Origin of the sequence: Pseudomonas tolaasii NCPPB 2192, assembly GCF_002813445.1 — a bacterium.
GTDB classification, from domain to species: domain Bacteria; phylum Pseudomonadota; class Gammaproteobacteria; order Pseudomonadales; family Pseudomonadaceae; genus Aquipseudomonas; species Aquipseudomonas tolaasii.
Genome location: NZ_PHHD01000001.1, coordinates 1,963,119 through 1,989,320, shown reverse-complemented (window position 1 = coordinate 1,989,320; position 26,202 = coordinate 1,963,119). Strand labels below are relative to the sequence as shown.

General features: G+C 61.9%; 21 protein-coding genes. 10 read left to right on the top strand and 11 right to left on the bottom strand.

Annotated features, from left to right (window positions below):
• The first annotated feature begins 28 nt into the window (after nt 1-28).
• Genes ATI14_RS09280 through ATI14_RS09245 form a run of 8 tightly spaced genes read left to right on the top strand, consistent with a single transcriptional unit; the run spans nt 29 to nt 6,480 of the window.
• Nucleotides 29-1,276: an NAD(P)/FAD-dependent oxidoreductase gene (locus tag ATI14_RS09280; RefSeq protein ID WP_031320128.1), complete on the top strand. Its 1,248-nt coding sequence runs from the start codon at nt 29-31 to the stop codon at nt 1,274-1,276.
• Nucleotides 1,273-2,007: a class I SAM-dependent methyltransferase gene (locus ATI14_RS09275; protein WP_016972698.1), complete on the top strand. Its 735-nt coding sequence runs from the start codon at nt 1,273-1,275 to the stop codon at nt 2,005-2,007. The genes ATI14_RS09280 and ATI14_RS09275 overlap by 4 nt, the downstream gene beginning before the upstream one ends.
• Nucleotides 2,004-2,486 carry a hypothetical protein gene (locus ATI14_RS09270; protein ID WP_016972699.1) on the top strand — a complete coding sequence of 161 codons (483 nt, stop codon included), beginning with the start codon at nt 2,004-2,006 and terminating at the stop codon, nt 2,484-2,486. Before ATI14_RS09275 ends, ATI14_RS09270 begins: the two co-directional genes overlap by 4 nt.
• The gene (locus tag ATI14_RS09265) at nt 2,483-3,649 is read left to right on the top strand and encodes a beta-ketoacyl-[acyl-carrier-protein] synthase family protein (RefSeq protein WP_016972700.1); all 1,167 of its coding nucleotides are present in this window, start codon (nt 2,483-2,485) and stop codon (nt 3,647-3,649) included. Before ATI14_RS09270 ends, ATI14_RS09265 begins: the two co-directional genes overlap by 4 nt.
• On the top strand, nt 3,646-4,107 hold the full coding sequence (locus tag ATI14_RS09260; protein ID WP_016972701.1) for a hotdog family protein: 462 nt from the start codon (nt 3,646-3,648) through the stop codon (nt 4,105-4,107). Before ATI14_RS09265 ends, ATI14_RS09260 begins: the two co-directional genes overlap by 4 nt.
• Nucleotides 4,104-4,832 carry a 3-oxoacyl-ACP reductase FabG gene (fabG, locus tag ATI14_RS09255; RefSeq protein WP_016972702.1) on the top strand — a complete coding sequence of 243 codons (729 nt, stop codon included), beginning with the start codon at nt 4,104-4,106 and terminating at the stop codon, nt 4,830-4,832. Before ATI14_RS09260 ends, fabG begins: the two co-directional genes overlap by 4 nt.
• Nucleotides 4,832-6,058: a beta-ketoacyl-ACP synthase gene (locus tag ATI14_RS09250; RefSeq protein ID WP_016972703.1), complete on the top strand. Its 1,227-nt coding sequence runs from the start codon at nt 4,832-4,834 to the stop codon at nt 6,056-6,058. Before fabG ends, ATI14_RS09250 begins: the two co-directional genes overlap by 1 nt.
• A 26-nt stretch (nt 6,059-6,084) precedes the next feature.
• Nucleotides 6,085-6,480, top strand: coding sequence for a hypothetical protein (locus tag ATI14_RS09245; RefSeq protein ID WP_016972704.1), 396 nt, complete (start codon nt 6,085-6,087; stop codon nt 6,478-6,480).
• A 49-nt stretch (nt 6,481-6,529) separates the two neighbouring features.
• On the opposite strand, the gene ATI14_RS09240 is transcribed toward ATI14_RS09245, so the two are convergent.
• On the bottom strand, nt 6,530-7,459 hold the full coding sequence (locus ATI14_RS09240) for a LysR family transcriptional regulator (protein ID WP_016972705.1): 930 nt from the start codon (nt 7,457-7,459) through the stop codon (nt 6,530-6,532).
• Nucleotides 7,460-7,582: 123 nt separating this feature from the next.
• Between ATI14_RS09240 and ATI14_RS09235 the strand changes: the two genes are divergently transcribed.
• A complete protein-coding gene (locus ATI14_RS09235) occupies nt 7,583-8,857 on the top strand; it encodes an MFS transporter (protein ID WP_100831486.1) in 1,275 nt (424 codons plus the stop codon).
• Nucleotides 8,858-8,957: 100 nt separating this feature from the next.
• Here ATI14_RS09235 and hemE read toward each other — a convergent pair whose 3' ends face one another.
• From hemE to pilM, 10 genes are all read right to left on the bottom strand, one after another.
• Nucleotides 8,958-10,025 (bottom strand): uroporphyrinogen decarboxylase, encoded by a 1,068-nt coding sequence (gene hemE, locus ATI14_RS09230; RefSeq protein WP_016972707.1) that lies wholly within the window; start codon nt 10,023-10,025, stop codon nt 8,958-8,960.
• A 242-nt stretch (nt 10,026-10,267) separates the two neighbouring features.
• Nucleotides 10,268-11,686, bottom strand: a complete 1,419-nt coding sequence (locus tag ATI14_RS09225) for an FAD-dependent oxidoreductase (protein WP_016972708.1) — start codon at nt 11,684-11,686, stop codon at nt 10,268-10,270.
• Between the two features lie 32 nt (nt 11,687-11,718).
• Nucleotides 11,719-16,164, bottom strand: a complete 4,446-nt coding sequence (gene gltB, locus ATI14_RS09220) for a glutamate synthase large subunit (protein ID WP_016972709.1) — start codon at nt 16,162-16,164, stop codon at nt 11,719-11,721.
• Between the two features lie 353 nt (nt 16,165-16,517).
• On the bottom strand, nt 16,518-18,083 hold the full coding sequence (locus ATI14_RS09210; protein WP_016972710.1) for an SPOR domain-containing protein: 1,566 nt from the start codon (nt 18,081-18,083) through the stop codon (nt 16,518-16,520).
• Between the two features lie 10 nt (nt 18,084-18,093).
• Nucleotides 18,094-19,194 carry a 3-dehydroquinate synthase gene (gene aroB / locus ATI14_RS09205; protein ID WP_016972711.1) on the bottom strand — a complete coding sequence of 367 codons (1,101 nt, stop codon included), beginning with the start codon at nt 19,192-19,194 and terminating at the stop codon, nt 18,094-18,096.
• A gap of 122 nt (nt 19,195-19,316) precedes the next feature.
• Nucleotides 19,317-19,835 carry a shikimate kinase AroK gene (gene aroK / locus ATI14_RS09200; RefSeq protein WP_016972712.1) on the bottom strand — a complete coding sequence of 173 codons (519 nt, stop codon included), beginning with the start codon at nt 19,833-19,835 and terminating at the stop codon, nt 19,317-19,319.
• Nucleotides 19,836-19,839: 4 nt separating this feature from the next.
• Nucleotides 19,840-21,165, bottom strand: coding sequence for a type IV pilus secretin PilQ (locus ATI14_RS09195; protein ID WP_016972713.1), 1,326 nt, complete (start codon nt 21,163-21,165; stop codon nt 19,840-19,842).
• Nucleotides 21,166-21,235: 70 nt separating this feature from the next.
• On the bottom strand, nt 21,236-22,198 hold the full coding sequence (locus ATI14_RS09190; protein WP_016972714.1) for a pilus assembly protein PilP: 963 nt from the start codon (nt 22,196-22,198) through the stop codon (nt 21,236-21,238).
• On the bottom strand, nt 22,195-22,746 hold the full coding sequence (locus ATI14_RS09185) for a PilN domain-containing protein (protein ID WP_016972715.1): 552 nt from the start codon (nt 22,744-22,746) through the stop codon (nt 22,195-22,197). Before ATI14_RS09185 ends, ATI14_RS09190 begins: the two co-directional genes overlap by 4 nt.
• Entirely contained in the window at nt 22,743-23,399 is a 657-nt protein-coding gene (pilM, locus tag ATI14_RS09180; RefSeq protein WP_031320129.1) for a type IV pilus biogenesis protein PilM, read from the bottom strand. Before pilM ends, ATI14_RS09185 begins: the two co-directional genes overlap by 4 nt.
• Before the next feature lie 220 nt (nt 23,400-23,619).
• Here pilM and ATI14_RS09175 point away from each other — a divergent pair, with 220 nt between their 5' ends.
• Nucleotides 23,620-26,082, top strand: coding sequence for a penicillin-binding protein 1A (locus ATI14_RS09175; RefSeq protein ID WP_370590129.1), 2,463 nt, complete (start codon nt 23,620-23,622; stop codon nt 26,080-26,082).
• The last annotated feature ends 120 nt before the right edge of the window (nt 26,083-26,202 follow it).

Below are 26,202 nucleotides of genomic sequence, written 5' to 3'. Positions count from 1 at the left end.
ATTATCGCCAAAGTGGCAAGGAGCCCTCGTGCCCACAGTTGAAATGGAACGTCGCCAGGTAGTGGTGATCGGTGCCGGGCCATCCGGCGCCATCGCCGCCGCGCTGTTAAAGCGCAACGGGCATGATGTATTGATCATCGAGCGCGAGCATTTTCCGCGTTTTTCCGTCGGCGAAAGCCTGCTGTCGCACTGCATCGACTTCATTGAAGAAGCCGGCATGCTCGACGCGGTTAACGCCGCCGGTTTCCAGGTGAAAACCGGCGCCGCGTTCGCCTGGGGCGAGCGCTACAGCGCATTTGATTTCAGCGACACCTTCAGCAACGGCAAGCCCACCACCTTCCAGGTGCAGCGCGGCGAGTTCGACCAATTGCTGGCCGACCAGGCCCACTTGCAGGGCGTGAATATTCGTTACGGCGAAACCGTCGTCGGCGTGGATTTCAGCGGCGAGTGCCGCTACCTGCACGTGCGTCGCGAGAATGGCAGCGAATACCACCTCAAGACCAAATTCGTGCTCGATGCCAGCGGCTACGGCCGGGTGCTGCCGCGCTTGCTGAACCTGGACGTGCCGTCAAACTTCCCGGTGCGCCAGGCGGTGTTCACCCACGTTGAAGATCACATCGAACACCCAGGCTTTGACCGCAGCAAAATCCTCGTCACCACCCACCCGACCCGGCGCGATATCTGGTTCTGGACCATCCCCTTCAGCAACGGCCGCTGTTCGGTGGGCGTGGTGGCGGCGAAAGAACATTTCGACGGCCGCGACGCAGACCTCGACGCCTGCCTGCGCGGTTTTATCGCTGAAACCCCAAGCCTGTCCCGCGTGCTGCAAAACGCCGTGTGGGATACCCCGGCGCGGGCCATCGGTGGCTATGCGGCCAACGTCAAAACCCTGCACGGCCCGGGGTTTGCGCTGCTGGGCAACGCGGCGGAATTCCTCGACCCGGTATTTTCTTCCGGCGTGACCATTGCCATGCGCTCGGCAAGCATGGCGGCCGGGGTGTTGCATCGCCAGCTCAAAGGCGAAAGCGTGGACTGGCAAACCGAGTTCGCCGAGCCGCTTAAACGTGGCGTCGACACCTTCCGCTGCTATGTCGAGGGCTGGTACGCCGGTACCTTTCAGGAGGTAATTTTCCACGCGGGCAGCTCGCCGGAGATTCGTCGGATGATCAGCTCGATCCTCGCCGGTTATGCCTGGGACGAGCGCAACCCGTTTGTCAGCGAGCCCAAGCGGCGGTTGCGGATGTTGTCGGAAATTTGTGCAGGTGAGCCAGTATGAGCAGTCAGTACCTGAGTAAAAATTACGTCGAAGAGACCCGATTCGGCTTCTGGTTCCTGCGCAGCCACACCTGGCAGCACCATGTATTGCGCGTGGCGATCAACGACCTGCGCAGCCTGTTTACCGAGCCGTTGCCGGTGGCGCCCGTTTTGCTGGACGCCGGCTGCGGCCAGGGCAAGTCGTTCCGGTATTTGCAGCAGGTATTTGCCCCCGCGCGCCTGATCGGCCTGGACGCCGACCCTCACAGCCTGGCACTGAGCCAGGCCGAAGCCACGCGTCAGGACCTGACCATCGAGCTGATCGGCAGCGACTGCGCCACCCTTGATGTGCCGGACGACAGCGTCGATATCCTGTTCTGCCACCAGACCTTCCACCATCTGGTCGAACAGCATCGCGCGCTCAAGGAGTTTTACCGCGTGCTCAAGCCGGGCGGCTATTTGCTGTTTGCCGAGTCCACCGAGGCCTATATCGACACCTGGGTGATTCGCTGGCTGTTCCGCCACCCGATGCACGTGCAGAAAAGCGCCGAGCAATACCTGCAGATGCTTCGCGAACAGGGCTTTGAGTTCGACCCGCAGAACGTTTCTTACCCGTATTTGTGGTGGAGCCGTTCCAGCGATTTCGGCCTGCTGGAGCGCTGGGGCCTGCGCAACCCGCCGCCGGTGGGCCAGCGCGAAGAAACCCTGGTGAACTGCGTGGCCCGTAAACCTTTGACGAGTGCCGCCCCATGATCCGCCTGCTGCTGATGGGTTGCCTGTTGCTGCTGAGCGCCTGCGCCAGCCAGCCGCCGCTGCCCGAGAAAACCCCGAACCTGGCCCTGCCGATGCAACTGCATGTGCAGCGCCGGGCAGATGGCCAGCGCCAGGATTGGCTGCTGGTGATCCAGCGCGAAGGCGGTGCGATTCGTTGGTCGATGATGGACCCGCTGGGCATTCCCCAGGCCCGGCAAAAGCTGGTCAATGGCCAGTGGCAGGCCGATGGTTTGTTGCCGCCCAATCCCCAGGCGAGGGAATTGTTTGCAGCGCTGCTGTTTGCCCTGACCTCCGCCGATGACGTGCCGGCGTTGTATCCCAGCGCCCAGGCCATGGACCTGACGCGCACGCTGCCGGGGCATTGGCAGATCGTGTATCAGTCCTCGGAGGTGTTCAGCGTGAATATGGCGGGGCAGCCTTTGAGCTACCGCATTACCCCGTTGGGAGTCGGCCGATGACTGCTTATCTCAACGCGCTCGGCGTAATTTGCGCGCTCGGCCGCGGCCAGGCAGACGTCAGCCGCAGCCTGTTTGCCGGTGACTGCTCGGGCATGCGCGCGGAAAGTGGCTGGGTGCCGGAGCGCGTGTTGCCGGTGGCCGGTGTGCACGGCGAACTGGCCGCCATTCCTCAGGCGCTGAACCAGCAAAGCAGCCGCAACAACCAGCTGTTGCTGGAAGCCGCACTGCAGATTGAAGGTGAACTGCGCCAGGCGATCCAGGCCTACGGCGCGTCGCGGGTCGGCGTTGTGCTGGGCACCAGTACCTCGGGCATCGATGAAGCCAGCCGGGGCATCGCGCATTACCTGCGCGACCAGCAGTTCCCCGGCGATTACGACTACCAACAGCAGGAGCTCAGCGCCCCGGCGAATTTCCTCGCCGACTGGCTGCAATTGAGCGGCCCGGCCTATGTGATTTCCACCGCCTGCACCTCCAGTGCCCGCGCGTTGATGAGTGCCCAGCGCCTGCTGGATCTGGGTGTGTGCGACGCGGTGATCTGCGGCGGTGTGGACAGCCTGTGCAAGCTGACCCTCAATGGCTTTACGTCGCTGGAGGCCGTGTCGGGCGAGCGTTGCAACCCCTTCTCGGTCAACCGCAGCGGCATCAATATCGGCGAAGCCGCCGTGCTGTTTCTGATGACGCGACAGCCTGCGCCGATTGCCTTGCTCGGCAGCGGCGCCAGCTGTGATGCGCACCATATTTCCGCGCCCGAGCCCACCGGCAAAGGTGCGCTGCTGGCGATGCGCAAGGCTTTGGCCAGTGCAAAACTCACACCTGAGCAAATCGGTTATCTGAACCTGCACGGCACCGCCACGCAGCACAACGACGCCATGGAAAGCCTGGCCGTCGCCAGCCTGTTTCCCGAAGGCGTGGCGTGCTCGTCAACCAAGCCCATGAGCGGCCACACCCTCGGCGCTGCAGGCGCACTGGAAGCCGCGTTCTGCTGGCTGAGCCTGACCCACGGCGTGCTGCCGCCCCATGTGTGGGACGGCCAGGCCGACCCGGCGCTGCCCGCCCTGCAGTGGGCCAACTGCGGCGATACCTTGAAAAAAACCTGCCTGATGAGCAACTCGTTTGCCTTCGGCGGCAACAACGTCAGCCTGATTATTGGAGAGGCCCCATGATCCCTTGGCCACTCGCCGAACTGCTGCCCCACGCGGGCGACATGATCCTGATCGACCAGGTGCTGTCGTTCGATGAAGAGCAGGTCCACACCCGCCTGACCGTCAAACCCGGCGGCCTGTTCAACCGCGACGACGGCAGCCTGCCCGCCTGGGTCGGCATCGAGCTGATGGCGCAAAGCGTGGCCGCCTACGCCGGTTGCCGCGCGCGCCAGAAAGGCGAAGCGGTGGAACTGGGGTTCCTGTTGGGCACACGCAAGTTCGAGTGCAACGTGGAGCACTTTCCGGCAGGCGCCGAACTGACCATCCACGGCCTGCGCTCACTGGAAGACGACAACGGAATGGGGGTGTTCGAATGCCACCTCACCGGCGACGGCATCCAGGCCAGCGCGCGCTTGAACGTATTTCGACCGCCCCAGGCGGCCAATTATTTAGATGAATCGAAGGACGAAACGCCATGACTGAATCCGTACTGGTCACCGGCTCCAGCCGTGGCATCGGCCGCGCCATCGCGTTGCGCCTGGCCCAGGCCGGGCATGACATCGTGCTGCATTGCCGCAGTGGTCGCACTGAAGCCGACGCGGTGCAGGTCGAGATCGAAGCCCTGGGCCGCAAGGCGCGGGTGCTGCAATTCGACGTGGCGGATCGCGCAGCGTGCAAGGACATTCTGGAAGCCGACGTAGAACAACATGGCGCTTATTACGGCGTGGTGCTCAACGCCGGTTTGACTCGCGATGGAGCCTTCCCGGCCTTGTCGGAAGACGACTGGGACGTGGTGATGCGCACCAACCTCGACGGTTTCTACAACGTGCTGCACCCGGTGATGATGCCGATGATTCGTCGTCGCGCAGCCGGGCGCATCGTGTGCATCACCTCGGTGTCCGGGCTGATCGGCAACCGTGGGCAGGTCAATTACAGTGCGTCCAAAGCCGGCTTGATCGGCGCCGCCAAGGCGCTGGCCATTGAGCTGGGCAAGCGCAAGATCACCGTCAACTGTGTTGCGCCGGGCTTGATCGACACAGCCATGCTCGATGAGAACGTACCGGTGGAAGAGCTGATGAAGATGATCCCCGCGCAGCGCATGGGCACACCGGAGGAAGTCGCAGGTGCGGTGAATTTCCTGATGTCGGCTGAAGCCGGCTACATCACCCGCCAGGTGCTGGCCGTGAACGGGGGCCTGTGCTGATGAAACGCGTTGTCGTCACCGGCATGGCCGGCATGACATCCCTGGGCAGCGATTGGGAGACCATCGCCGCCAACTTCCGCGCCAACCGCAGTGGCATCCGGCGTATGGATGAGTGGGACCGCTTTACCGAATTGAACACGCGCCTGGCCGGGCCGATCGACGATTTCGCTGTGCCCGCGCACTGGACGCGCAAACAGCTGCGCAGCATGGGCCGGGTTTCGCGTCTGGCGGTGTGGGCGGCAGAGCGCGCGTTGCAGGACGCCGGACTGCTCGGCGACGAGTCGATCAAGGACGGGCGCATGGGCGTGGCCTGCGGTTCGTCCACCGGCAGCACCGACGAGATCAAGGCCTTCGGCAACATGCTGCTGAACTCGGTGGCCGAGGGGCTGAATGCCAACTCCTATGTGCGCATGATGCCGCACACCACGGCGGCGAATATCAGCATCTTTTTTGGCCTGACCGGCCGTTTGATTCCCACGTCCAGCGCCTGCACCAGCGGCAGCCAGGGCATCGGTTATGCCTACGAGGCCATCAAGTTCGGGCGCTTGCCGTTGATGCTCGCCGGTGGCGCCGAAGAACTGTGCCCCACCGAAGCCATGGTGTTCGACGCGCTGTACGCCACCAGCCTGAAAAACGATGCACCGCAAACCAGCCCGCGCCCCTACGACAGCGGCCGTGATGGCCTGGTGATCGGCGAAGGCGGCGGCATGCTGGTGCTGGAAGAGCTGGAACATGCGCTGGCGCGCGGTGCACATATCCACGCTGAAATCGTCGGCTTTGGCAGCAACGCCGACGGCCAGCACACCACCCGCCCGGAGCAGAAAACCATGCGCCGCGCGATGGAACTGGCCCTGGAAGATGCCGGGCTTGAGCCGTCGGCCATCGGCTACGTGAACGGCCACGGCACCGCCACCGACCAAGGCGACATCGCCGAAACCCTGGCCACCAGTAGCCTGTTCGGCAGCCGCATGCCCATCAGCTCGCAGAAAAGCTTCCTCGGCCACACCCTCGGCGCGTGCGGCGCGCTGGAGTCGTGGTTCAGCATCGAAATGATGAACCGCGACCAGTACGTGCATACCTTCAACCTCGATTCAGTCGACCCGCAATGCGGCGAGCTGGATTACCTGCAAGGCGAGTTCCGCGAGATGCACCACGACTACGTGATGAACAACAACTTTGCATTCGGCGGCGTCAACACCTCGCTGATCTTTCGCCGCTGGGCCTGAATTTTTAATCAATTGGAGAAAACGGAATGTCTTCCCTGCTACGCGCCACCCTGATCACCCTGGCCTTGCTGACCACCGCCGGTTGTACCAGCAAACCGGTGCTCAACACCCAGCATGAGCTGGCGGCCAACCCGCAAGCCAGCGAAGAGAAAATGAAACAGGTGATCGTCACCGCGCTGCAAAAACGCGAATGGTCCGTGCAGCGCCTGAGCCCGCAACTGGTGCAGGCCGAAATCACCGTGCGCGGCCAGTTCTATGCGGCCATCGACATCCGCTACACCCGCAACAGCTACGCCATCACCTACCGCGACAGCCGCGACCTGGGCTACAAGGACGGCAAGATCCATCGCAACTACAACCGTTGGGTGAGCATGCTGGATCGGGATATTTTGGCGGCACTGCGCAGTAATGGCATGAATTGATCGGCCCCTGTGGGAGCTGGCTTGCCTGCGATGCGGGCGCCTCGGTGGATCAGGTGAACCGAGGTGATGCGATCGCAGGCAAGCCAGCTCCCACATGGATTCGCGTCAATAACTCCACAAACGCCTCTGCCATCGGCATTTGCGCGCCCTTGCGTTGCACCAGCCACACCGCCGTCACCGCCTCTTGATCGAGCAAGGTGCGGTACACCACGCCATCAATACGAATGCGCTGGTACGACGCCGGCAGCACCGACACGCCGAGCCCCGCCGCCACCAAGCCGATGATGGTCATCGCTTCCCCGGCTTCCTGGGCGAAGCGCGGGCTGAAGCCGGCGTCGCGGGCCAGGTTGATCAATTGCGCGTAGAGGCCGCTGCCATAGCTGCGCGGAAAGAATACAAACGGCTCCTCCGATAACTGCTCCAGGTGCAAGCCACGCTCGCTGCCTTCGACCAGCGGGTGACCCGCGTTCAATACGGCCACCAACGGTTCGCGCATCAGCTCGATGACACTCAACGAATCCGGCAACGGCAGCGGACGCATCAAGCCGACCTGGATCGACTCATCCACCAGCGACTCTGCGACTTCGGTGCTGCTCATTTCCTGCAAATTCAGGTGCACCGCCGGGTAGGCCTGGCGAAAGGCAAAAATCGCCTGGGGAATGCTCGCATTGAACGGCGCTGACGACGTGAAGCCAATCTTCAGTTCCCCCAACTCACCCAATTGCGCACGGCGTGCCACATCGGAGGCCTTGTCGACCTGGGCCAGCACCAACCGCGCCTCGTGCAGGAACAGCCGCCCCGCCTCGCTCAACTCGACCCGACGATTGGTCCGCTCGAATAACCGCGCGCCCACCTCCTGCTCCAGGGCCTGAATCTGCTGGCTCAGGGGCGGCTGGGAAATGCCCAGCACCTGCGCGGCGCGGCCGAAGTGCAGTTCTTCGGCGACCGCGATGAAGTACCGCAAATGACGTAATTCCATTGAAGCCTCATTAGGTCGCAAAACCTATCAAACAGGTCGAACAATATATTGGAAAGAATCATTAGCCAGCTATATTCTTTTTGCAGTGCCAGTCCTGGCAGGCTTTTCCTCCCCGAGGTCCCCGTGAAATCTGCTGTCGCGCCATTCACTCAAGAAGTCCCGCCCACCGCTTTGAATGAGGTGGTGGCCCAGCTCAATGACGAGTACATCGAAAAAGGCACGCCGATGTTCATGCGCACGGTGCTGGCGCTGTTCTCTGGCGGTTTTGCCACGTTTGCCCTGCTGTATTGCGTGCAGCCGATGATGCCGGCGCTCTCTCATGAATTCTCGATCAATGCGGCGCAGAGCAGTCTGATCCTGTCGGTTGCCACCGCCATGCTGGCGCTGGGTTTGCTGATTACCGGGCCGATTTCCGACCGGCTGGGGCGCAAACCGGTGATGGTCGCCGCGCTGTTCTGCGCAGCGCTGGCCACCATCGCCAGCGGCTTGATGCCGACCTGGGAAGGCATTTTGCTGATGCGTGCACTGGTGGGCCTGTCGTTGAGCGGGCTGGCCGCGGTGGCGATGACTTACTTGAGCGAAGAAATCCACCCGCAGCATATCGGCCTGGCCATGGGGCTCTATATCGGCGGCAACGCGATTGGCGGCATGAGCGGGCGCCTGATCATCGGCGTGCTGATCGACTTCGTCAGCTGGCACACCGCGATGCTGATCATCGGCGCCCTGGCGCTGATCGCGGCGACAGTGTTCTGGAAAGTCCTCCCCGAATCGCGCAACTTCCGCACCAGCAGCCTCAAACCGCGCAACCTGCTGAACGGGTTTGTCATGCACTTCAAGGATGCGGGCCTGCCCTGGTTGTTCCTTGAAGGTTTCCTGCTGATGGGCGCCTTTGTCACGATGTTCAACTACATCGGTTATCGCCTGCTGGCGCAACCCTACGGGATGAGCCAGGCCGTGGTCGGCCTGCTCTCGCTGGTGTACCTGACCGGCATCTACAGTTCGGCGAAGATCGGCTCCCTGGCCGACCGCCTCGGCCGCCGTCGCGTGTTGTGGGGCACCATTGTGCTGATGCTTGCCGGTATGGCGCTGACCCTGTTCACGCCGCTGTGGCTGGTGGTGCCGGGCATGCTGATCTTCACCTTCGGTTTCTTCGGCGCCCATTCGGTGGCCAGCAGCTGGATCGGCCGGCGCGCGGTGAAGGCCAAGGGCCAAGCGTCGTCGCTGTATCTGTTCTGCTATTACGTGGGATCGAGCATTGCAGGCACGGCGGGCGGGTTCTTCTGGCACTTTGCCGGGTGGAACGGGATTGGCGGGTTCATTATCGCGCTGCTGATCGGCGCGTTACTGGTGGCGTTGAAGCTGGCGAAGCTGGCGCCGCTGGGAGAAGTGAAGGCCTGAAGCAGCCCTGCTTTAATGTGGGAGCTGGCTTGCCTGCGATAGCAATGGTGAATTCACCATCGCCATCGCAGGCAAGCCAGCTCCCACATTGTTTTGCGTGTTATTCGTGGTATTGCGCGGACAGTTCGTGCACGGCTCGCAGGAACGCGCCCGCATGCTCCGGGTTCACTTCCGGTGTAATGCCGTGGCCGAGGTTGAACACGTGCCCGGTGCCCTTGCCGTAGCTGGCCAGGATGCGCCCGACTTCGCTGCGGATCGCTTCCGGCTTGGCGTAGAGCACAGTCGGGTCCATGTTGCCTTGCAGCGCCACGCGGTTGCCCACGCGCTGGCGGGCTTCGCCCAAATCACACGTCCAGTCCAGACCCAGTGCATCGGCACCGGCGTCGGCGATGCTTTCCAGCCACAGGCCGCCGTTCTTGGTGAACAGGATGACCGGCACTTTGCGGCCTTCGTGCTCGCGGATCAGGCCGCTGACGATTTTGCGCATGTAAGCCAGGGAGAATTCCTGATACGCCGCCGCCGACAGGTTGCCGCCCCACGTATCGAAGATCTGCACCGCTTGCGCACCCGCCATGATCTGGCCATTGAGGTAGCTGGTGACCGACTGCGCCAGCTTGTCGAGCAGCAAGTGCATGGCTTGCGGGTTGTCGTAGAGCATGGCCTTGGTCTTGCGGAAGTCTTTCGACGAGCCGCCTTCGACCATGTAGGTGGCCAGGGTCCATGGGCTGCCGGAGAAACCGATCAGCGGCACGCGGCCGTTGAGTTCGCGGCGGATGGTGCTGACGGCGTCCATCACGTAACCGAGGTCTTTGTGCGGATCCGGGATCGGCAAGGCTTCGATGTCGGCCAGGGTGCTGACGACTTTCTTGAAACGCGGGCCTTCGCCGGTTTCGAAGTACAGGCCCTGGCCCATGGCGTCAGGGATGGTGAGGATGTCGGAAAAAAGGATGGCCGCGTCCAGTTGCGGGTAGCGGTCCAGCGGCTGCATGGTGACTTCGCAGGCGAACGCCGGGTTCATGCACAGGCTCATGAAATCGCCGGCGTTGGCGCGGCTGGCGCGGTATTCCGGCAGGTAGCGACCGGCCTGGCGCATCATCCACACAGGGGTGACGTCCACGGGTTGCTTGAGCAGGGCACGAAGGAAACGGTCGTTCTTGAGGGCAGTCATGTCGGCATCCGCAAAAAAAGTGCGGGCATTTTCTCAGAGCGCGACGCAAAAGGCACGGAATGCGCCGTGCCTTTTATCTATCGGGTCAATTTGTCGCGGACATAAAAACGCTGCAAAACAAATGTGGGAGCGGGCTTGCCCGCGATTGCGGTGCTTCAGTCGATACATCCGGTGACTGTTACATCGCTATCGCAGGCAAGCCAGCTCCCACATTTTGATCCCATTTCAAGTTGGGATCGGGGTCAGACCTGCAGGTAATCCAGGATGCCTTCGGCGGCGTTGCGGCCTTCGAAGATCGCGGTGACCACCAGGTCAGAACCGCGCACCATGTCGCCACCGGCGAAGATTTTCGGGTTGCTGGTCTGGTGCTTGTACTGACCTTGCTCCGGGGCGACGACGCGGCCCTGGCTGTCGGTCTGGATGTCGAACTGCTCGAACCACGGCGCCGGGCTTGGGCGGAAACCGAAGGCGATGACCACGGCGTCGGCCGGGATGATTTCTTCGGAACCCGGAATCGGCTCGGGGCTGCGACGGCCACGGGCGTCCGGCTCGCCGAGACGGGTCTCGACCACCTTCACACCCTCAACGCGGTCTTCACCGACAATGGCGATCGGCTGGCGGTTGTAGAGGAATTTCACGCCTTCTTCCTTGGCGTTCTTCACCTCTTTGCGCGAACCGGGCATGTTGGCTTCGTCACGGCGATAGGCACAGGTCACCGACTTGGCGCCCTGGCGGATCGAAGTGCGGTTGCAGTCCATCGCGGTGTCACCACCGCCGAGGACCACGACCTTTTTACCCTTCATGTCGACGAAATCTTCCGGCGACTTTTCAAAGCCCAGGTTGCGGTTGACGTTGGCGATCAGGAAATCCAGAGCATCGTAGACGCCCGGCAGGTCCTCACCGGCAAAGCCGCCCTTCATGTAGGTGTAGGTGCCCATGCCCATGAACACGGCATCGTATTCGGCGAGCAGTTGCTCCATGGTGATGTCCTTGCCGATTTCGGTATTGAGACGGAACTCAATACCCATGCCGGTGAAGACTTCACGACGGTTGCTCAGCACGGTTTTTTCCAGCTTGAACTCGGGAATGCCGAAGGTCAGCAGGCCGCCGATTTCCGGGTTCTTGTCGAACACCACCGGGGTTACGCCGCCGCGTACCAGCACGTCGGCACAGCCCAGGCCAGCAGGGCCGGCGCCGATGATGGCAACGCGCTTGCCGGTCGGCTTGACCTTGGACATGTCCGGGCGCCAGCCCATGGCGAACGCGGTGTCGGTGATGTACTTCTCCACCGAACCGATGGTCACCGCGCCGAAGCCGTCGTTCAGGGTGCACGCACCCTCGCACAGACGGTCTTGCGGGCACACCCGGCCGCACACTTCCGGCAGGGTGTTGGTCTGGTGCGACAGCTCGGCGGCGGCGAGGATGTTGCCCTCGGCCACCAGCTTGAGCCAGTTGGGAATGAAGTTGTGCACCGGGCACTTCCATTCGCAATACGGGTTACCGCAACCCAGGCAGCGATGGGCCTGGTCGGCCGAGTGCTGGGGTTTGAAGGGCTCGTAGATTTCCACGAACTCTTTCTTGCGTTGACGCAACAGTTTCTTCTTCGGATCTTTGCGCCCGACATCGATGAACTGGAAGTCGTTATTCAGACGTTCAGCCATGTTAAAACCTCATCAAACTCTTCAGGCGCATATCACTGCGGGTTGGCACGGATGCTGGAAAGCAACGATTTCAGGTTGGCAGCCTTGGGCTTGACCAGCCAGAAACGACGCAGGTAATCATCGAGGTTTTCGGCGAGGTTGCGACCCCATTCGCTGCCGGTCTCCTCGACATACTCGTCCAGCACGTGCTGCAAGTGGTTCCGGTAGGATTCCATGGCTTCGCCGCTGATCCGCTGGATCTCGACCAACTCGTGGTTGACCTTGTCGACGAAAGTGTTGTCCTGGTCGAGCACGTAGGCGAAACCGCCGGTCATGCCCGAACCGAAGTTGTAACCGGTCTTGCCCAGTACCGCGACAAAACCCCCGGTCATGTACTCGCAGCAGTGATCGCCGGTGCCTTCCACCACGGTGTGGGCACCGGAGTTACGCACGGCGAAACGCTCACCGGCGGTGCCTGCGGCAAACAGCTTGCCGCCGGTGGCGCCGTACAGGCAGGTGTTACCGATGATGGCACTGTCCTGAGTCTTGTAAACGCTGCCGGTTGGCGGAACGATCACCAGCTTGCCGCCGGTCATGCCCTTGCCCACGTAGTCGTTGGCGTCGCCTTCCAGGTACATGTTCAGGCCGCCGGCGTTCCACACGCCAAAGCTCTGGCCCGCAGTGCCCTTGAAGCGGAAGGTGATCGGCGCTTTCGCCATGCCCTGGTTACCGTGCTTGCGCGCGATTTCGCCGGAGATGCGTGCGCCAATGGAGCGGTCGCAGTTGCAGATATCCAAAGCGAACTCACCACCGCTGGCGTCGTTGATCGACGAAGCGGCCATTTCGACCATCTTCTCGGCCAGCAGGCCTTTGTCGAACGGCGGGTTGCGGTCCACGCCGCAGAACTGCGGTTTGTCAGCCGGGATGTGATCGCTGCCGAGCAGCGGGGTCAGGTCCAAATGGTGTTGCTTGGCAGTCTGGCCTTCGAGGATTTCCAGCAGATCAGTACGGCCGATCAACTCTTCCAGCGAACGCACGCCCAGCTTGGCCAGCCACTCACGGGTCTCTTCGGCGACGTAGGTGAAGAAATTCACCACCATGTCGACGGTGCCGATGTAGTGATCCTTGCGCAGCTTCTCGTTCTGGGTCGCGACGCCAGTGGCGCAGTTGTTCAGGTGGCAGATGCGCAGGTATTTGCAGCCCAGGGCGATCATCGGCGCGGTACCGAAACCGAAGCTTTCGGCGCCGAGGATCGCGGCCTTGATCACGTCGAGGCCGGTTTTCAGGCCGCCGTCGGTTTGCACCCGCACCTTGCCGCGCAGGTCGTTGCCGCGCAGGGTCTGGTGGGTTTCGGCCAGGCCGAGTTCCCACGGTGCACCGGCGTACTTGATGGAGGTCAGCGGCGAAGCGCCGGTGCCGCCGTCGTAGCCGGAGATGGTGATCAGGTCGGCATAGGCTTTGGCCACACCGGCGGCGATGGTGCCCACGCCGGCTTCCGCCACCAGCTTCACCGAGACCAGCGCCTGCGGGTTGACTTGTTTCAAGTCGAAAATCAGCTGCGAAAGGTCTTCAATCGAGTAGATGTCGTGGTGCGGCGGTGGCGAAATCAGGGTCACGCCCGGCACTGCGTAACGCAGCTTGGCGATCAGACCGTTGACCTTGCCGCCAGGCAGTTGCCCGCCTTCACCGGGCTTGGCGCCCTGGGCCACCTTGATCTGCAGCACTTCGGCGTTGACCAGGTATTCCGGGGTTACACCAAAGCGGCCAGTCGCGACCTGCTTGATTTTCGAGCTCTTGATGGTGCCGTAGCGCGCCGGGTCTTCACCGCCTTCGCCGGAGTTGGAACGCGCACCCAGGCGGTTCATGGCTTCGGCCAGGGCTTCGTGAGCCTCAGGCGACAAGGCGCCCAGGGAAATACCGGCAGAGTCGAAGCGCTTGAGGATCGACTCCAGCGGCTCGACTTCGTTGATATCCATCGCGGTGTCCAGGGTCTTCACCTTGAACAGGTCACGGATCATCGACACCGGGCGGTTATCCACCAGCGAGGTGTATTCCTTGAACTTGGCGTAGTCGCCCTGCTGCACCGCGGCTTGCAGGGTATTGACCACATCCGGGTTGTACGCGTGGTATTCGCCACCGTGCACGAATTTGAGCAGGCCGCCTTGCTGGATCGGCTTGCGCGCGCTCCAGGCTTCGGCTGCCAGGGCTTTCTGCTCGGCTTCGATGTCGACGAAACGCGCGCCCTTGATGCGGCTTGGCACACCACGGAAGCTCAGGTCGCACACCTCTTCGGACAGGCCGATGGCTTCGAACAATTGCGCGCCACGGTAGGACGTGACCGTGGAGATGCCCATCTTCGACAGGATCTTCAGCAGGCCCTTGGTGATGCCCTTGCGGTAGTTCTTGAACACCTCATAGAGGTCGCCCAGTACTTCGCCGGTACGGATCAGGTCGCCCAGCACTTCGTAGGCCAGGAACGGGTACACCGCCGAGGCGCCGAAACCGATCAGCACCGCAAAGTGGTGCGGGTCGCGGGCGGTGGCGGTTTCGACGAGGATGTTGGAGTCGCAGCGCAGGCCTTTTTCGGTCAGGCGGTGGTGCACCGCGCCGGTGGCCAGGGAGGCGTGGATCGGCAGCTTTCCGGGCGCGATGTGGCGGTCGGTCAGCACGATCTGGGTACGACCGGCGCGCACGGCTTCTTCGGCCTGGTCGGCGACGTTGCGCACCGCGGCTTCAAGGCCGAGGCTCTCGTCGTAGTTCAGGTCGATGATCTGGCGGTCGAAGCCCGGGCGGTCCAGGGTCATCAGCGAGCGCCACTTGGCCGGGGAAACCACAGGCGAGCTGAGGATGACGCGGGATGCATGCTCAGGCGATTCCTGGAAGATGTTGCGCTCGGCACCGAGGCACACTTCCAGGGACATCACGATGGCTTCGCGCAGCGGGTCGATCGGCGGGTTGGTCACCTGGGCGAACTGCTGGCGGAAGTAGTCGTACGGCGTGCGCACGCGCTGGGACAGCACGGCCATCGGCGTGTCATCGCCCATGGAACCGACGGCCTCGTAGCCTTGTTCGCCAAGCGGACGCAGCACCTGGTCACGCTCTTCGAACGTGACCTGATACATCTTCATGTACTGCTTGAGCTGGTCGACATCGTAGAACGCCGAGCCGTGGTCGTTGTCTTCCATGGTCGCCTGGATGCGCAGGGCGTTCTTGCGCAGCCATTGCTTGTACGGATGACGCGACTTCAAGCGGTTGTCGATGGCGTCGGTGTCGAGGATCTGCCCGGTTTCGGTGTCCACGGCCAGGATCTGGCCAGGGCCTACGCGGCCTTTGGCGATCACGTCTTCGGGCTTGTAGTCCCACACGCCGATTTCCGACGCCAGGGTGATGAAACCGTTGGTGGTCGTGACCCAACGCGCCGGGCGCAGGCCGTTACGGTCGAGCAGGCACACGGCGTAGCGGCCGTCTGTCATTACGACGCCGGCCGGGCCATCCCACGGCTCCATGTGCATCGAGTTGTACTCGTAGAACGCACGCAGGTCCGGGTCCATGGTTTCGACGTTCTGCCACGCAGGCGGAATGATCATGCGCACGCCACGGAACAGGTCGATGCCGCCGGTGACCATCAGCTCGAGCATGTTGTCCATGCTGGAAGAGTCGGAACCCACGCGGTTGACGAGCGGGCCGAGTTCTTCCAAATCCATCAAATCGTTGGCGAACTTGGTGCGACGGGCCACGGCCCAGTTGCGGTTGCCGGTGATGGTGTTGATCTCGCCGTTGTGGGCGAGGAAGCGGAATGGCTGGGCCAGCGGCCATTTCGGCAGGGTGTTGGTGGAGAAGCGCTGGTGGAACACGCAGATTGCGGTTTGCAGGCGCTCATCGCTCAGGTCCGGATAGAAGGCGGTGAGGTCCGCCGGCATCATCAGGCCCTTATAAATGATGGTCTTGTGGGAAAAGCTGCAGATGTAGTGGTCGGTGTCGGCGGCATTGGATACTGACGAACGACGACGGGAGGTGAACAGCTTGATCGCCATGTCCTGGTCGCTCAGGCCGTCGCCCGCGATGAACACTTGTTCGATCTGCGGCAGGCGCTCCAGGGCCAGGCGGCCGAGTACGCTGGTGTCGATCGGCACTTTGCGCCAGCCGACGAGCTGCAGGCCGGCAGCCAGAATTTCGCGGTTCATGTTCTCGCGAGCGGCTTCGGCCTTGACCGGGTCCTGGTTGAAAAACACCATGCCCACGGCGTATTGCTTGGGCAGGTCGACTGCAAATTGTTCTTTTGCGACAGCGCGCAGGAACAGGTCGGGCTTTTGAATCAGCAAGCCACAACCGTCACCGGTCTTGCCGTCGGCGTTGATCCCACCGCGGTGGGTCATGCAGGTCAGGGCCTCGATGGCCGTTTGCAAAAGGGTATGACTGGGCTCGCCCTGCATATGGGCTATCAGGCCGAAACCGCAGTTATCCTTGAATTCATCGGGTTGGTACAGACCTGCTTTCATAGACACTTTCTCACCAGGCTGCCTCTTATATCGAGGCAAATTTCTTTTCAATTCAACCGGTTACCTTCCACGCCGAACGTACGCCGGCTTAGCGGGGGCAAAAGGGAGGTCATTGTACACACCGACACAGACGCTCACAAATTTAGCGACGAAATGTCGCAAATCTATGTCGCATTTATGAAAGGTTTAAATCGATATGCTGTGCTAGTCAAAACTTTTTTAGTTCGGACCGCTACGACTCAAAAGCTACTGTGACGCAGACACCACAAAGCGCGCGGCCTGTAGGGGCAGCACGCACTTGCGGATTTTTTTGAGGTGCCGGGAGAGGCGGCCTGGGTAAGGCCGCCGAATCTTCAGCGAGTTGTTGCGAGTTCTTGTTGAACGCTGGCAACAGTGCGAGGCCAAGGTTTACCAGCCTGGACCTTCGCTGGCAAGGCTTTGATGGCAGAATCAGCTGCTGCACGGCTTGGGAAGTTGCCGTAGGTGATCACGTAGAGAGGCTTGCCGTTGAGCACTTTCTTGAAATAACGGTACTCGCCGCCCTGCTCTTTCACGAACGCCTGGGCATTGGCTTCGGAGCTGGTGCCAAGGATCTGCACCACGAAGTGGCCAGCCGGCTGGCTGGTGTACCAGCTGCTGCCAGCGGCGGCGGGCGCAGCGGCCTTGGCGACAGTGGCAGGTTTTTCAGCAGGTTTGGCCGCTGGCGCCGGTTTGGCGGCTGGAGCAGGCGCAACTGGCTTGGCGACAGGTGCTGGCTTGGCAGTGGCAACGGTCGGCGCCGGGGTCGGCTTGGCAACCGGAGCCGGTTGACCGGCCGGCACGCCCGCAGGCGGCGCGGTGGTGGTCACGGTCGGCGGTGTGGCGCTGGAGCCCTCCACCGGCACGCCGTCGTCGCCTTCGGAGATGCCGCCAGCTTCTTCGGCGAGCGGGCCGCGCATCACAGGCTGGCCGACCATCGGCAGGTTGGTCGGCTGGCCGGAGTTGGCGAACTCGACATTTGGCGTGGGTTTGCCCAGTGGCAACTGCGCCTGTTCGGTTGGCGCGCCGGCGGTGGCGGGTGCCTTGCTGCGGCCCGGGATCAACCAGGCAGCGGCGACAGCGACCACGACAACGGCGGAAATCGCCAATACGTGCTTCTTAGGCATAGTGAACCCCATCTTTGGACGCTTTACCGCAGAACGGCTGGCGATCATGGCTTCGATCAAGGCATCGCGGGCAACCTGGTTGATGGTGCCAGGCCAGCCGCCTGCGCTTTCGTGAATATCAGAGATCTGATTTGCGGTGAAAAGTTCGATACCCGCGCCCGCACCCTCAAGGCGTTGAGCCAGGTATTCGCGGGTTTCTTCCTCTTCGTACGGCTGCAATTCGATGACGTGAAACAGCTCCTGCTCCCCGCTGATCTGCTCCAGATCGGCGATCAGCGAAGACTCACCAAACAGGAACACGTGCGGGCGGCCTTCGGGCGTACCCGCCGCCAGCGCCAGCAGGGCTTCCAGGGCGGATTCGTCGAGCTGCTCGGCGTCATCCACCAGCAGGTAGACTTCCTGGCCGGTCAAGCCCAGCTGTACCACTTGCTTGAGGATCGCATTCGGCTCGGCGGTGGCCACGTTCAGTGCCTGGGCAACCTGGCGCAAAACGCCTGCCGCATCACCGGCGCCACGAGCCGACACCACCACGCTCTGCACCGACTGCTTGTTGGTGCTGGCGACGAGCGCCTGGCGCAGCAAAGTCTTGCCGCTGCCCAACGGGCCGGTCACCACCAGCAGCAACTGGCTGTAGCGCGCCAAATGGTGCAGTTGGCCCAGCACCGGCTTGCGCTGGGCGGGGAAAAATTTGAAGCCGGGCACCCGAGGCGCAAACGGGTCGTGGCTTAACTGGTAATGGCCGAGGAACGCCTCGTCGGCATGCAAACTAGTCATCGGGATCTTATTAACCTTTAAGCTGGGCCAGGGCGCGGTAATCCGCTCCCAGCGTGGCCTGTAAAATCTCTTTCGGATAATCGTCGGTCACTACCGCTTCGCCGATGTGGCGCAGCAGCACCAGTCGCAGGCGACCGTCGATCACTTTCTTGTCTATTGCCATATGTTCGAGGAAATCCGCCTCGGTCATCTCCGCAGGCGGAACGACCGGCAAGCCGGCGCGCTGGAACAGGCGGATACCGCGATCCCGCTCTTGGGCGCTGATCCAGCCCAGGCGCTGCGACATGTCCAATGCCATCACAGTGCCAGCCGCCACGGCTTCCCCGTGCAACCACACACCATAGCCCATGTGCGTTTCGATCGCATGGCCGAAGGTGTGGCCCAGGTTCAGCGTGGCCCGCACGCCGGACTCGCGCTCGTCGGCGTTCACCACCAGCGCCTTGGCGGCGCAGGAACGGGAAATTGCCTCGGTGAGCGCTGCCTGGTCCAGATTGCGCAAGGCATCCACATGCTCTTCAAGCCAGGCCAGGAAAGGTTCGTCGCAGATCAGCCCGTACTTGATGACTTCCGCCAGCCCTGCCGACAGCTCACGCGGCGGCAGGGTGTTGAGGGTCGCGGTGTCGATCAGCACGGCTTGAGGCTGATAAAACGCGCCCACCATGTTCTTGCCCAGCGGGTGATTGATACCGGTCTTGCCGCCTACCGACGAGTCGACCTGGGACAACAGGGTGGTCGGCACCTGGATAAAGTCCACGCCACGCTGGTAGCAGGCGGCCGCGAAACCGGCCATGTCGCCGATCACACCGCCGCCCAGGGCAATCACGGTGGTGCGGCGGTCATGGCGAGCGGTCAGCAGGCCATCAAAAATCAGTTGCAAGGTTTCCCAGTTCTTGTGGGCCTCGCCATCGGGCAGGATCACCGAAATCACCGAGTAGGCCGCGAGGCTGCGGCTCAGACGCTCAAGATACAGCGGCGCGACCGTTTCATTGGAAATGATCGCCACTTGCCGGCCGGCAATGTGCGGCGCGAGCAAATCGGGCTGGTCCAGCAGACCTTCGCCAATATGGATTGGGTAGCTGCGCTCGCCTAGATCGACCTTAAGTGTCTGCATGTGTCCCCGCGTGAAGATGTATTGACGATCGGCAACTCGGATCTGACGTCGCCTGATGGCTCTACGCCACACTCGGCAGAGTAATGGCGCGCCGCCGAGAATAGCGCATTTCGCGCCGGGCTTTAACGGGGTGGCAACTGCTGCAAGCGTTCAAGAATGTCGAGAACGACCATTCGTGGCGGCCGCTCATCGGTTTCCACCACCAGATCGGCAATTTCCCGATACAGCGGGTCGCGCAGCGTCAGCAAGTCCCGCAAGGTTTTTGCCGGGTCTGCCGTGCGCAGCAACGGGCGGTTGCGGTCGCGCGCGGTGCGCCCCACTTGTTGCTCGACCGACGCATGCAGATACACCACACGCCCGCCGGCGTACAAGGCCCGGCGGTTTTCTTCGCGCATCACCGCACCGCCGCCGGTGGCCAATACCACGCCGTCGCAGCCGCACAGCTCGGCAATCATCGCCTGCTCGCGGTCGCGAAAGCCCAGCTCGCCTTCCTTATCGAAGATCCATGGGATATTGGCACCCGTGCGCAATTCAATTTCCTTGTCGGAATCTTTGAATGGCAGGCGCAGCTCTTTGGCCAGCAAACGGCCGATGGTGCTTTTTCCAGCCCCCATCGGTCCTACAAGAATCAAATTTCGCACAGAATCAACGACTCACAGCAATCGCCTGGTTATTCATAATACGCGGAGTGAGGAACACCAGCAGCTCGGATTTTCGCTCCGCCAGCACATCACGCCGGAAAAGGCGGCCAAGATACGGCACATCGCCCAAAAATGGCACTTTATCTACCACTTTGCTCTGGGTGTTGGAGAAAACCCCGCCGATGACGATGGTCTCGCCATCCTTGACCAATACCTTGGCGTTGACCTCGTTTTTCTTGATCGGCGGCACATCGTTGAGCTTGTTCAGGTAATCGGGTTCGTCCTTGGTCACGCGCACGTCCATGATTACCCGGTCATCCGGCGTAATTTGCGGCGTAACTTCCAATGACAGCGAAGCTTCCTTGAACGATACCGACGTGGCGCCCTGGGAGGTGGATTCCTGATACGGAATCTCGGTGCCCTTGAGAATGCGCGCGGTTTCCTTGTCGGACGTGACCACTTTGGGCTGTGAGACGATTTCGCCGTTGCCGGACTTCTCCATGGCGGTCAGTTCCAGATCCAGCAAAAGGTTGTCGGTGATAAAGGCGAGGCCCAGTCCGGAAGTGCCGGTGAGTGAGCCAAGGTCAACAAACGGCGAGCCGGACGGAATTTCCGGTGGTTCGACACCCTCAGCCAAGGGTTTGCCAATTCCTCTAGCGCCCCAGTTGCCACGGCTGAGGCGCCCGCCCCAGCGCACGCCCAGGCTTTTGTCATAGTCCACGTTCGCTTCCACAATTCGCGCCTCGATCATCACCTGGCGCACCGGGACGTCCAGCTGAGCCACGATCCGCCGCAGCTCTTCAAGCCGCTCACCGGTCTGGTAGGCAATGATGTTGTTGGTCCGGTCGTCCACCGCCACCGAACCTCGCTCATCGGTGACGCCTTCAAGGCCCGTCACCGACTGGAACAACTTGGCGAGGTCAGAGGCTTTGGCGTAATTGACCTGCAACAGCTCACGACGCAAGGGCGCAAGCTCGGCCATCTGCTTGTTTGCCTCCAGTGTCAACAACTCGCGGGCCGCCAGCTCTTCAGCCGGCGCCACCAGTAAAACCCCCGCCTTCACACGCTTATCCAGCCCCTTGGTCTGTAACACCAGGTCCAGCGCCTGATCCCAAGGCACATCCTTGAGCCGCAGGGTGATCGAACCCTGCACCTCGTCGCTGGCCACCAGGTTGAGGCCGGCCACGTCGGCAATCTGCTGCAGCACTGTGCGCAGCTCAACGTTCTGGAAGTTGAGGGTAAGTGTGTCGCCGGTAGACGCGCCCGCCTTGGTATTACCAGGAGGCGGCAGCTGGATCAGGTCGACGCGATTGGGCACAGCAAACGCCATCGGTGCCGTGAACGCTATCCATAGCGCCACACCGAAGGACGAGAAAGTCCTTTTCATTGATTTGATTCCGTTAAGAGTTGACGTTCAGCACGAGGGTTCGTGAGCGCTCCAGCCATGCGCCCTGTTCATCGGGAAACAATTCGGCCAGTTCGACACGGTTGTCATGAATGGCCGTGATCCGGCCATGGTTCGGGCCCAGATAATCACCGACCGCAAGGCGATGCACGCTTGAAGCCGCGCGCAAAAGTGCAAAGTTCTGCACACCACGGGACAAGGTACCGACCATTTCGAACTGATCGACTGCCACGCTTTCAAGGGCGCTTCGTTCTCGAGAAAAATCCGGCGCCGAAGCAGGCCGACCGATCACTGGGCCGGGCTGCAGCGCGGGCGGACGAAACGGGTCTCGCAACACAGCCGAGGCGTCTACAAGCCGACCGACTGGCCCGACATTGTCTGCGCCCTGCGCTGCATTTCGATAAATTTTCGCCAACAGCTCAAGACGCAGCGCCGCGCCATCGGTTCGAAGCGAGACATCGTGAACAGTGACCATTCGCGGCAATTGCCCCAATGCCTTCACGAATGCCGCCATGTCATGGAAAGCACCGCTGACGGCAACCTGCAGGGGCTGCTCGACAAAAAACGGCTGAGGCCGTTCATCCAGCACGGTGACGCTTGCGACCGCCAGGCCATTGGCAATCGCCAGACGTGAAAGGTCTTCCAGCAAACCTGGCACCTGCCCCTCATCCGCCAGCTGTAGCGACAATTGTGCAGCCTTTGCCTGAGCCAGCTCGAATTGCCGAACACGCGCCTCAAGGCGGGCAGATAAGCTGGTTTTTTCCGATAAGTGCTGTTGCAGCGCCGCGCCCTGCACCTCCAGCGCGTGTAACCGCTCCCGCGACGGGCTCAAGAGCACACTGTCGCCCACGACCCACACGAAGCCCGCCAGTGCACACCCCAGCAGGGCCTTGCCCGGCAGGGGCCATTTTGCAGCGTTGTGAGAGAGCGTGGAGAAGTTGAGCCTGGGCAGGCTCATGGCTGCGCCTCGGTAGATTCCCCTTGGCGCACCATCAATTGAAATTCGTTACCGCCCTGCTCGGCGTCTGCCCGCACATGTTGAAGCTGCGTGGCATGGGTGCCTTGCGTGGCTTCCAGACGGCGCATGAGCTGGGCAATGTCCTGGCTCGATTGCGCACTGCCACTGACGCTGATGGTATTGCCCTTCGCCACCACTTCATGCAAATGGACACCTTCCGGAACCGCGCGCGCCAGTTGATCAAACATTTTGGTGCTGTCGGAGCGGGCATCATGCAGGTCTTGCACAACTTTCATACGCTCGGCCAGTTGCTGGCTTTGCTCTTGAATGTCGTCGAATGTCTTGATGCGTGAATCCTGGACGGCGATGCCGTTGCCCACATGGCTGTTGCGCGTGACTTGCCGGTCGATCGCCCGGTCGATCACCTGATCAGCCAGCCAAACCGCCGCGAGCGCCACACAGCCGAACGCCAGCAAAAACATCAGGAAGTATTTGCGTCGTCTTTCCGCCTGGGCCTGGCGCCAGGGCAAAAGATTGATTCGTGTCATTGAGCGAAACTCCTCAGGGCCAACCCGCAAGCAATTCCCATCCCTTGGGCATCCACGGCCCACTGTGCGCCATCGACTCGATGACCCGGCGTGAAGCTGGCGAAATCCTGACTGCATGCGCGCTCCAATGCAAACCCTTCGACATCCACCGCACTCGCAACCAGCCCCGCCAGGGCCAAAACCGCCTGACGCGACTCGACCTGCGCCTTCAGGCATGCCGCGAACACGACCTCAACGCGCGCCGAATCCTGGGGCGAGGGGCCGCGCACCTGAAAGTCGATGGCGACATCATCCAGTGGATACGGAATGTATTGGTCAGCCTCCATCTGGATCATCCAGGCCATCTCTTCGTCGCCAAGGCCTGCCTGCATCTCGATCACCCGCGTGATGACCGAAGGGCCCGCCACGGCGATTGCCGCCTGCCGGGCCGATGTGCGCAAACGCGACAACGCCTGAAGCAGCGCCTGGCCCGTGCTTTCCAGATCCAGCAGCGTGCCATCAACCACTGCGTGGGCGGGAAGCGCCTGCGTGGCATAGCGTTCGACGGTATACCTGCCGGCTGAACGCCCCAGTTCGACCAGCTTGACGCCGGTGTCATTGATATCGACGCCCAGAACGGTGTCGTTTTTTCGCCTGAAAAATCCCTTTCCCATAAAACTCCCCAAAACTTTGCCTGTCATACCGCCTGATTGCCGCCGGGCGAGGTGCATTCGGTCGACTTGTTTGAGCCCTGCGAATGACGCCTCAGGCCGAAAATGCTTTAATGCCCAGCGTTTTTTCCCGCTTTTTATCTGCAGCTCGGGTCGATCCATCGTTTGCCATGCATGCCCCGACGCCTAACTCATTCTTTTCTCTGGAAATCCAAAAGCCTTGATTCGTCTGCTGAAGTTTTTCGGGTACTCCATTGTCGCGATCGTTTGCGGGCTGCTGCTCGTGCTCAGCGGTGCATACCTCTACCTTAGTCCGGGTTTGCCCTCCGTAGAGGCGCTCAGAAGTATCCAGTTGCAGATTCCTTTGCGGGTCTACAGCAGCGATGAAAAACTGATCGCGGAGTTCGGCGAAATGCGCCGCACACCGATCCGTTTCGCCGACATTCCGCCCAATTTCATCAATGCCCTGCTGTCGGCAGAAGACGATAATTTCGCCAACCACTATGGCGTCGACCCCAGCAGCCTGGTGCGCGCAGCGACCCAACTGGTAAAAAGCGGACACATTCAATCCGGCGGCAGCACCATCACCATGCAGGTGGCGAAGAACTTTTTCCTCACCAGCGAGCGCAGCTTTTCGCGCAAAGCCACCGAGATTTTGCTGGCGCTGCAAATCGAACGTCAGCTGACCAAGGACGAAATCCTTGAGCTGTACGTGAACAAAATCTACCTGGGCAACCGCGCCTACGGGATCGAGGCGGCGTCGCAGGTTTACTACGGCAAGTCGATTCGTGACGCGAGCCTGGCGCAGATGGCAATGATTGCCGGCCTGCCGAAAGCACCGTCGCGCTTCAACCCGCTGGCCAACCCGGCGCGCAGCAAAGAGCGTCGCGACTGGATCCTGGGCCGTATGTACAAGCTGGGCAAAATCGATCAGGCCGCTTACGAGAGCGCCGTGGCCGAGCCGTTGAACGCCAGCTACCACGTACCGACGCCGGAAGTGAACGCACCGTACATCGCCGAAATGGCCCGTGCCGAGATGGTCGGCCGCTATGGCAGCGAGGCCTACACCGAAGGCTACCGCGTGACCACGACGGTACCGAGCGACTTGCAGGAGATCGCCAACAACTCCGTACATTCAGGCTTGATCACCTACGACCAGCGCCACGGCTACCGCGGTCCGGAATCGCGCCTGCCGGGCAAGACCATGAGCGCCTGGACCACCGAGTTGGGCAAACAACGCCCGATCAGCGGCCTGGAGCCGGCCATCGTCACCCAGGTGAAGAAAGATGGCGTGCAGGTGCTGACCCGCTCCGGCGAAGGCCATGTGAGCTGGGACAGCATGAAATGGGCCCGTCCGTTCCTGAACACCAACAGCATGGGCCCGATGCCCAAGCAGCCGTCGGACGTGGCGCAGGTGGGTGATCTGATCCGCGTGCAACGCCAGAAGGACGACAGCCTGAAATTCAGCCAGGTGCCATTGGCCCAGGGCGCGCTCGTGTCCCTCGACCCGCAGAACGGCGCCATTCGCGCGCTGGTCGGCGGTTTCGCCTTCGAGCAGAGCAACTACAACCGCGCCACCCAGGCCAAGCGCCAGCCGGGTTCGAGCTTCAAGCCATTCGTTTACAGTGCCGCGCTGGATAACGGCTACACCGCCGCCAGCCTGGTCAACGATGCGCCAATCGTGTTCGTCGACGAGTACCTGGACAAGGTCTGGCGCCCGAAGAACGACACCAATACCTTCCTTGGCCCGATCCGCATCCGCGAGGCGTTGTACAAGTCGCGCAACCTGGTGTCGATCCGCTTGCTGCAGGCGATGGGTGTGGGCAAGACCATCGACTACATGACGCGCTTTGGCTTTAACAAGTCGGACCTCCCGCCGAACCTGTCCCTGGCCTTGGGTACCGCAACGCTCACGCCGATGGAAATCGCCACCGGCTGGAGCACCTTCGCCAACGGCGGTTACAAAATTGCGCCCTACCTGATCGACAAGGTTGAGAGCCGCAACGGCGAGACCCTGTTCACCGCCAACCCGCCACGCGTGCCGGGCGACGTGGTCAACGGCATCGCCGCGCCGGACGGCATTGCGGCACCAGCCAACGGCGGCATCACCATCAACCCGGCGCCAGGCACCACGCCTGCCGCCAACGCTGCCGCGCCAGCCGAGCCACAGGCGCCCGCTGTCGCTGAACGTGTTGTGGATGGCCGCACCACTTACATCCTCAACAGCATTCTGGAAGACGTGATCAAGAAAGGGACCGGCCGTCGCGCACTGGCGCTGGGCCGTGCGGATATCGCGGGCAAGACCGGTACCACCAACGACTCCAAGGACGCCTGGTTCTCCGGCTACAACGGCGATTACGTGACGACCGTGTGGACCGGCTACGACCAGCCGGAAAGCCTGGGCCGTCGCGAGTTCGGTGGCACCGTCGCACTGCCGATCTGGATGAGCTACATGGGTGCCGCCCTGAAGGACAAGCCGCTGCATACCCAGGCTGAACCGGAAGGCATCCTGAGCCTGCGCATCGACCCGGTAAGCGGCCGTGCGGCCTCGCCAAGCACGCCAAACGCGTACTTCGAGCTGTTCAAGAGCGAAGACACGCCGCCGTCGGTCAACGAACTGGGCAACGGCGTAGCACCCGGCAGCCCGTTGCCGGCGGACGAGGCGGCACCGATCGACTTGTTCTAACCCGATCTGCGGGAAAACGCAGATCCAATGTAGGAGCTGGCTGGCCTGCGATAGCGGTCTACCTGACACACCGCCATCGCGGGCAAGCCCGGCTCCCACAGGGTTTATCCGGCGCGCTAT

What these genes read in the sequence shown, in the direction of transcription:
- ATI14_RS09275 (WP_016972698.1), top strand. Translation starts at nt 1,273, where the DNA reads ATGAGCAGTCAGTACCTGAGTAAAAATTACGTCGAAGAGACCCGATTC.
- ATI14_RS09270 (WP_016972699.1), top strand. Translation starts at nt 2,004, where the DNA reads ATGATCCGCCTGCTGCTGATGGGTTGCCTGTTGCTGCTGAGCGCCTGC.
- ATI14_RS09265 (WP_016972700.1), top strand. Translation starts at nt 2,483, where the DNA reads ATGACTGCTTATCTCAACGCGCTCGGCGTAATTTGCGCGCTCGGCCGC.
- ATI14_RS09260 (WP_016972701.1), top strand. Translation starts at nt 3,646, where the DNA reads ATGATCCCTTGGCCACTCGCCGAACTGCTGCCCCACGCGGGCGACATG.
- fabG (WP_016972702.1), top strand. Translation starts at nt 4,104, where the DNA reads ATGACTGAATCCGTACTGGTCACCGGCTCCAGCCGTGGCATCGGCCGC.
- ATI14_RS09250 (WP_016972703.1), top strand. Translation starts at nt 4,832, where the DNA reads ATGAAACGCGTTGTCGTCACCGGCATGGCCGGCATGACATCCCTGGGC.
- ATI14_RS09245 (WP_016972704.1), top strand. Translation starts at nt 6,085, where the DNA reads ATGTCTTCCCTGCTACGCGCCACCCTGATCACCCTGGCCTTGCTGACC.
- ATI14_RS09240 (WP_016972705.1), bottom strand. Translation starts at nt 7,459, where the DNA reads ATGGAATTACGTCATTTGCGGTACTTCATCGCGGTCGCCGAAGAACTG.
- hemE (WP_016972707.1), bottom strand. Translation starts at nt 10,025, where the DNA reads ATGACTGCCCTCAAGAACGACCGTTTCCTTCGTGCCCTGCTCAAGCAA.
- ATI14_RS09225 (WP_016972708.1), bottom strand. Translation starts at nt 11,686, where the DNA reads ATGGCTGAACGTCTGAATAACGACTTCCAGTTCATCGATGTCGGGCGC.
- gltB (WP_016972709.1), bottom strand. Translation starts at nt 16,164, where the DNA reads ATGAAAGCAGGTCTGTACCAACCCGATGAATTCAAGGATAACTGCGGT.
- ATI14_RS09210 (WP_016972710.1), bottom strand. Translation starts at nt 18,083, where the DNA reads ATGACTAGTTTGCATGCCGACGAGGCGTTCCTCGGCCATTACCAGTTA.
- aroB (WP_016972711.1), bottom strand. Translation starts at nt 19,194, where the DNA reads ATGCAGACACTTAAGGTCGATCTAGGCGAGCGCAGCTACCCAATCCAT.
- ATI14_RS09195 (WP_016972713.1), bottom strand. Translation starts at nt 21,165, where the DNA reads ATGGCGTTTGCTGTGCCCAATCGCGTCGACCTGATCCAGCTGCCGCCT.
- ATI14_RS09190 (WP_016972714.1), bottom strand. Translation starts at nt 22,198, where the DNA reads ATGAGCCTGCCCAGGCTCAACTTCTCCACGCTCTCTCACAACGCTGCA.
- ATI14_RS09185 (WP_016972715.1), bottom strand. Translation starts at nt 22,746, where the DNA reads ATGACACGAATCAATCTTTTGCCCTGGCGCCAGGCCCAGGCGGAAAGA.
- pilM (WP_031320129.1), bottom strand. Translation starts at nt 23,399, where the DNA reads ATGGGAAAGGGATTTTTCAGGCGAAAAAACGACACCGTTCTGGGCGTC.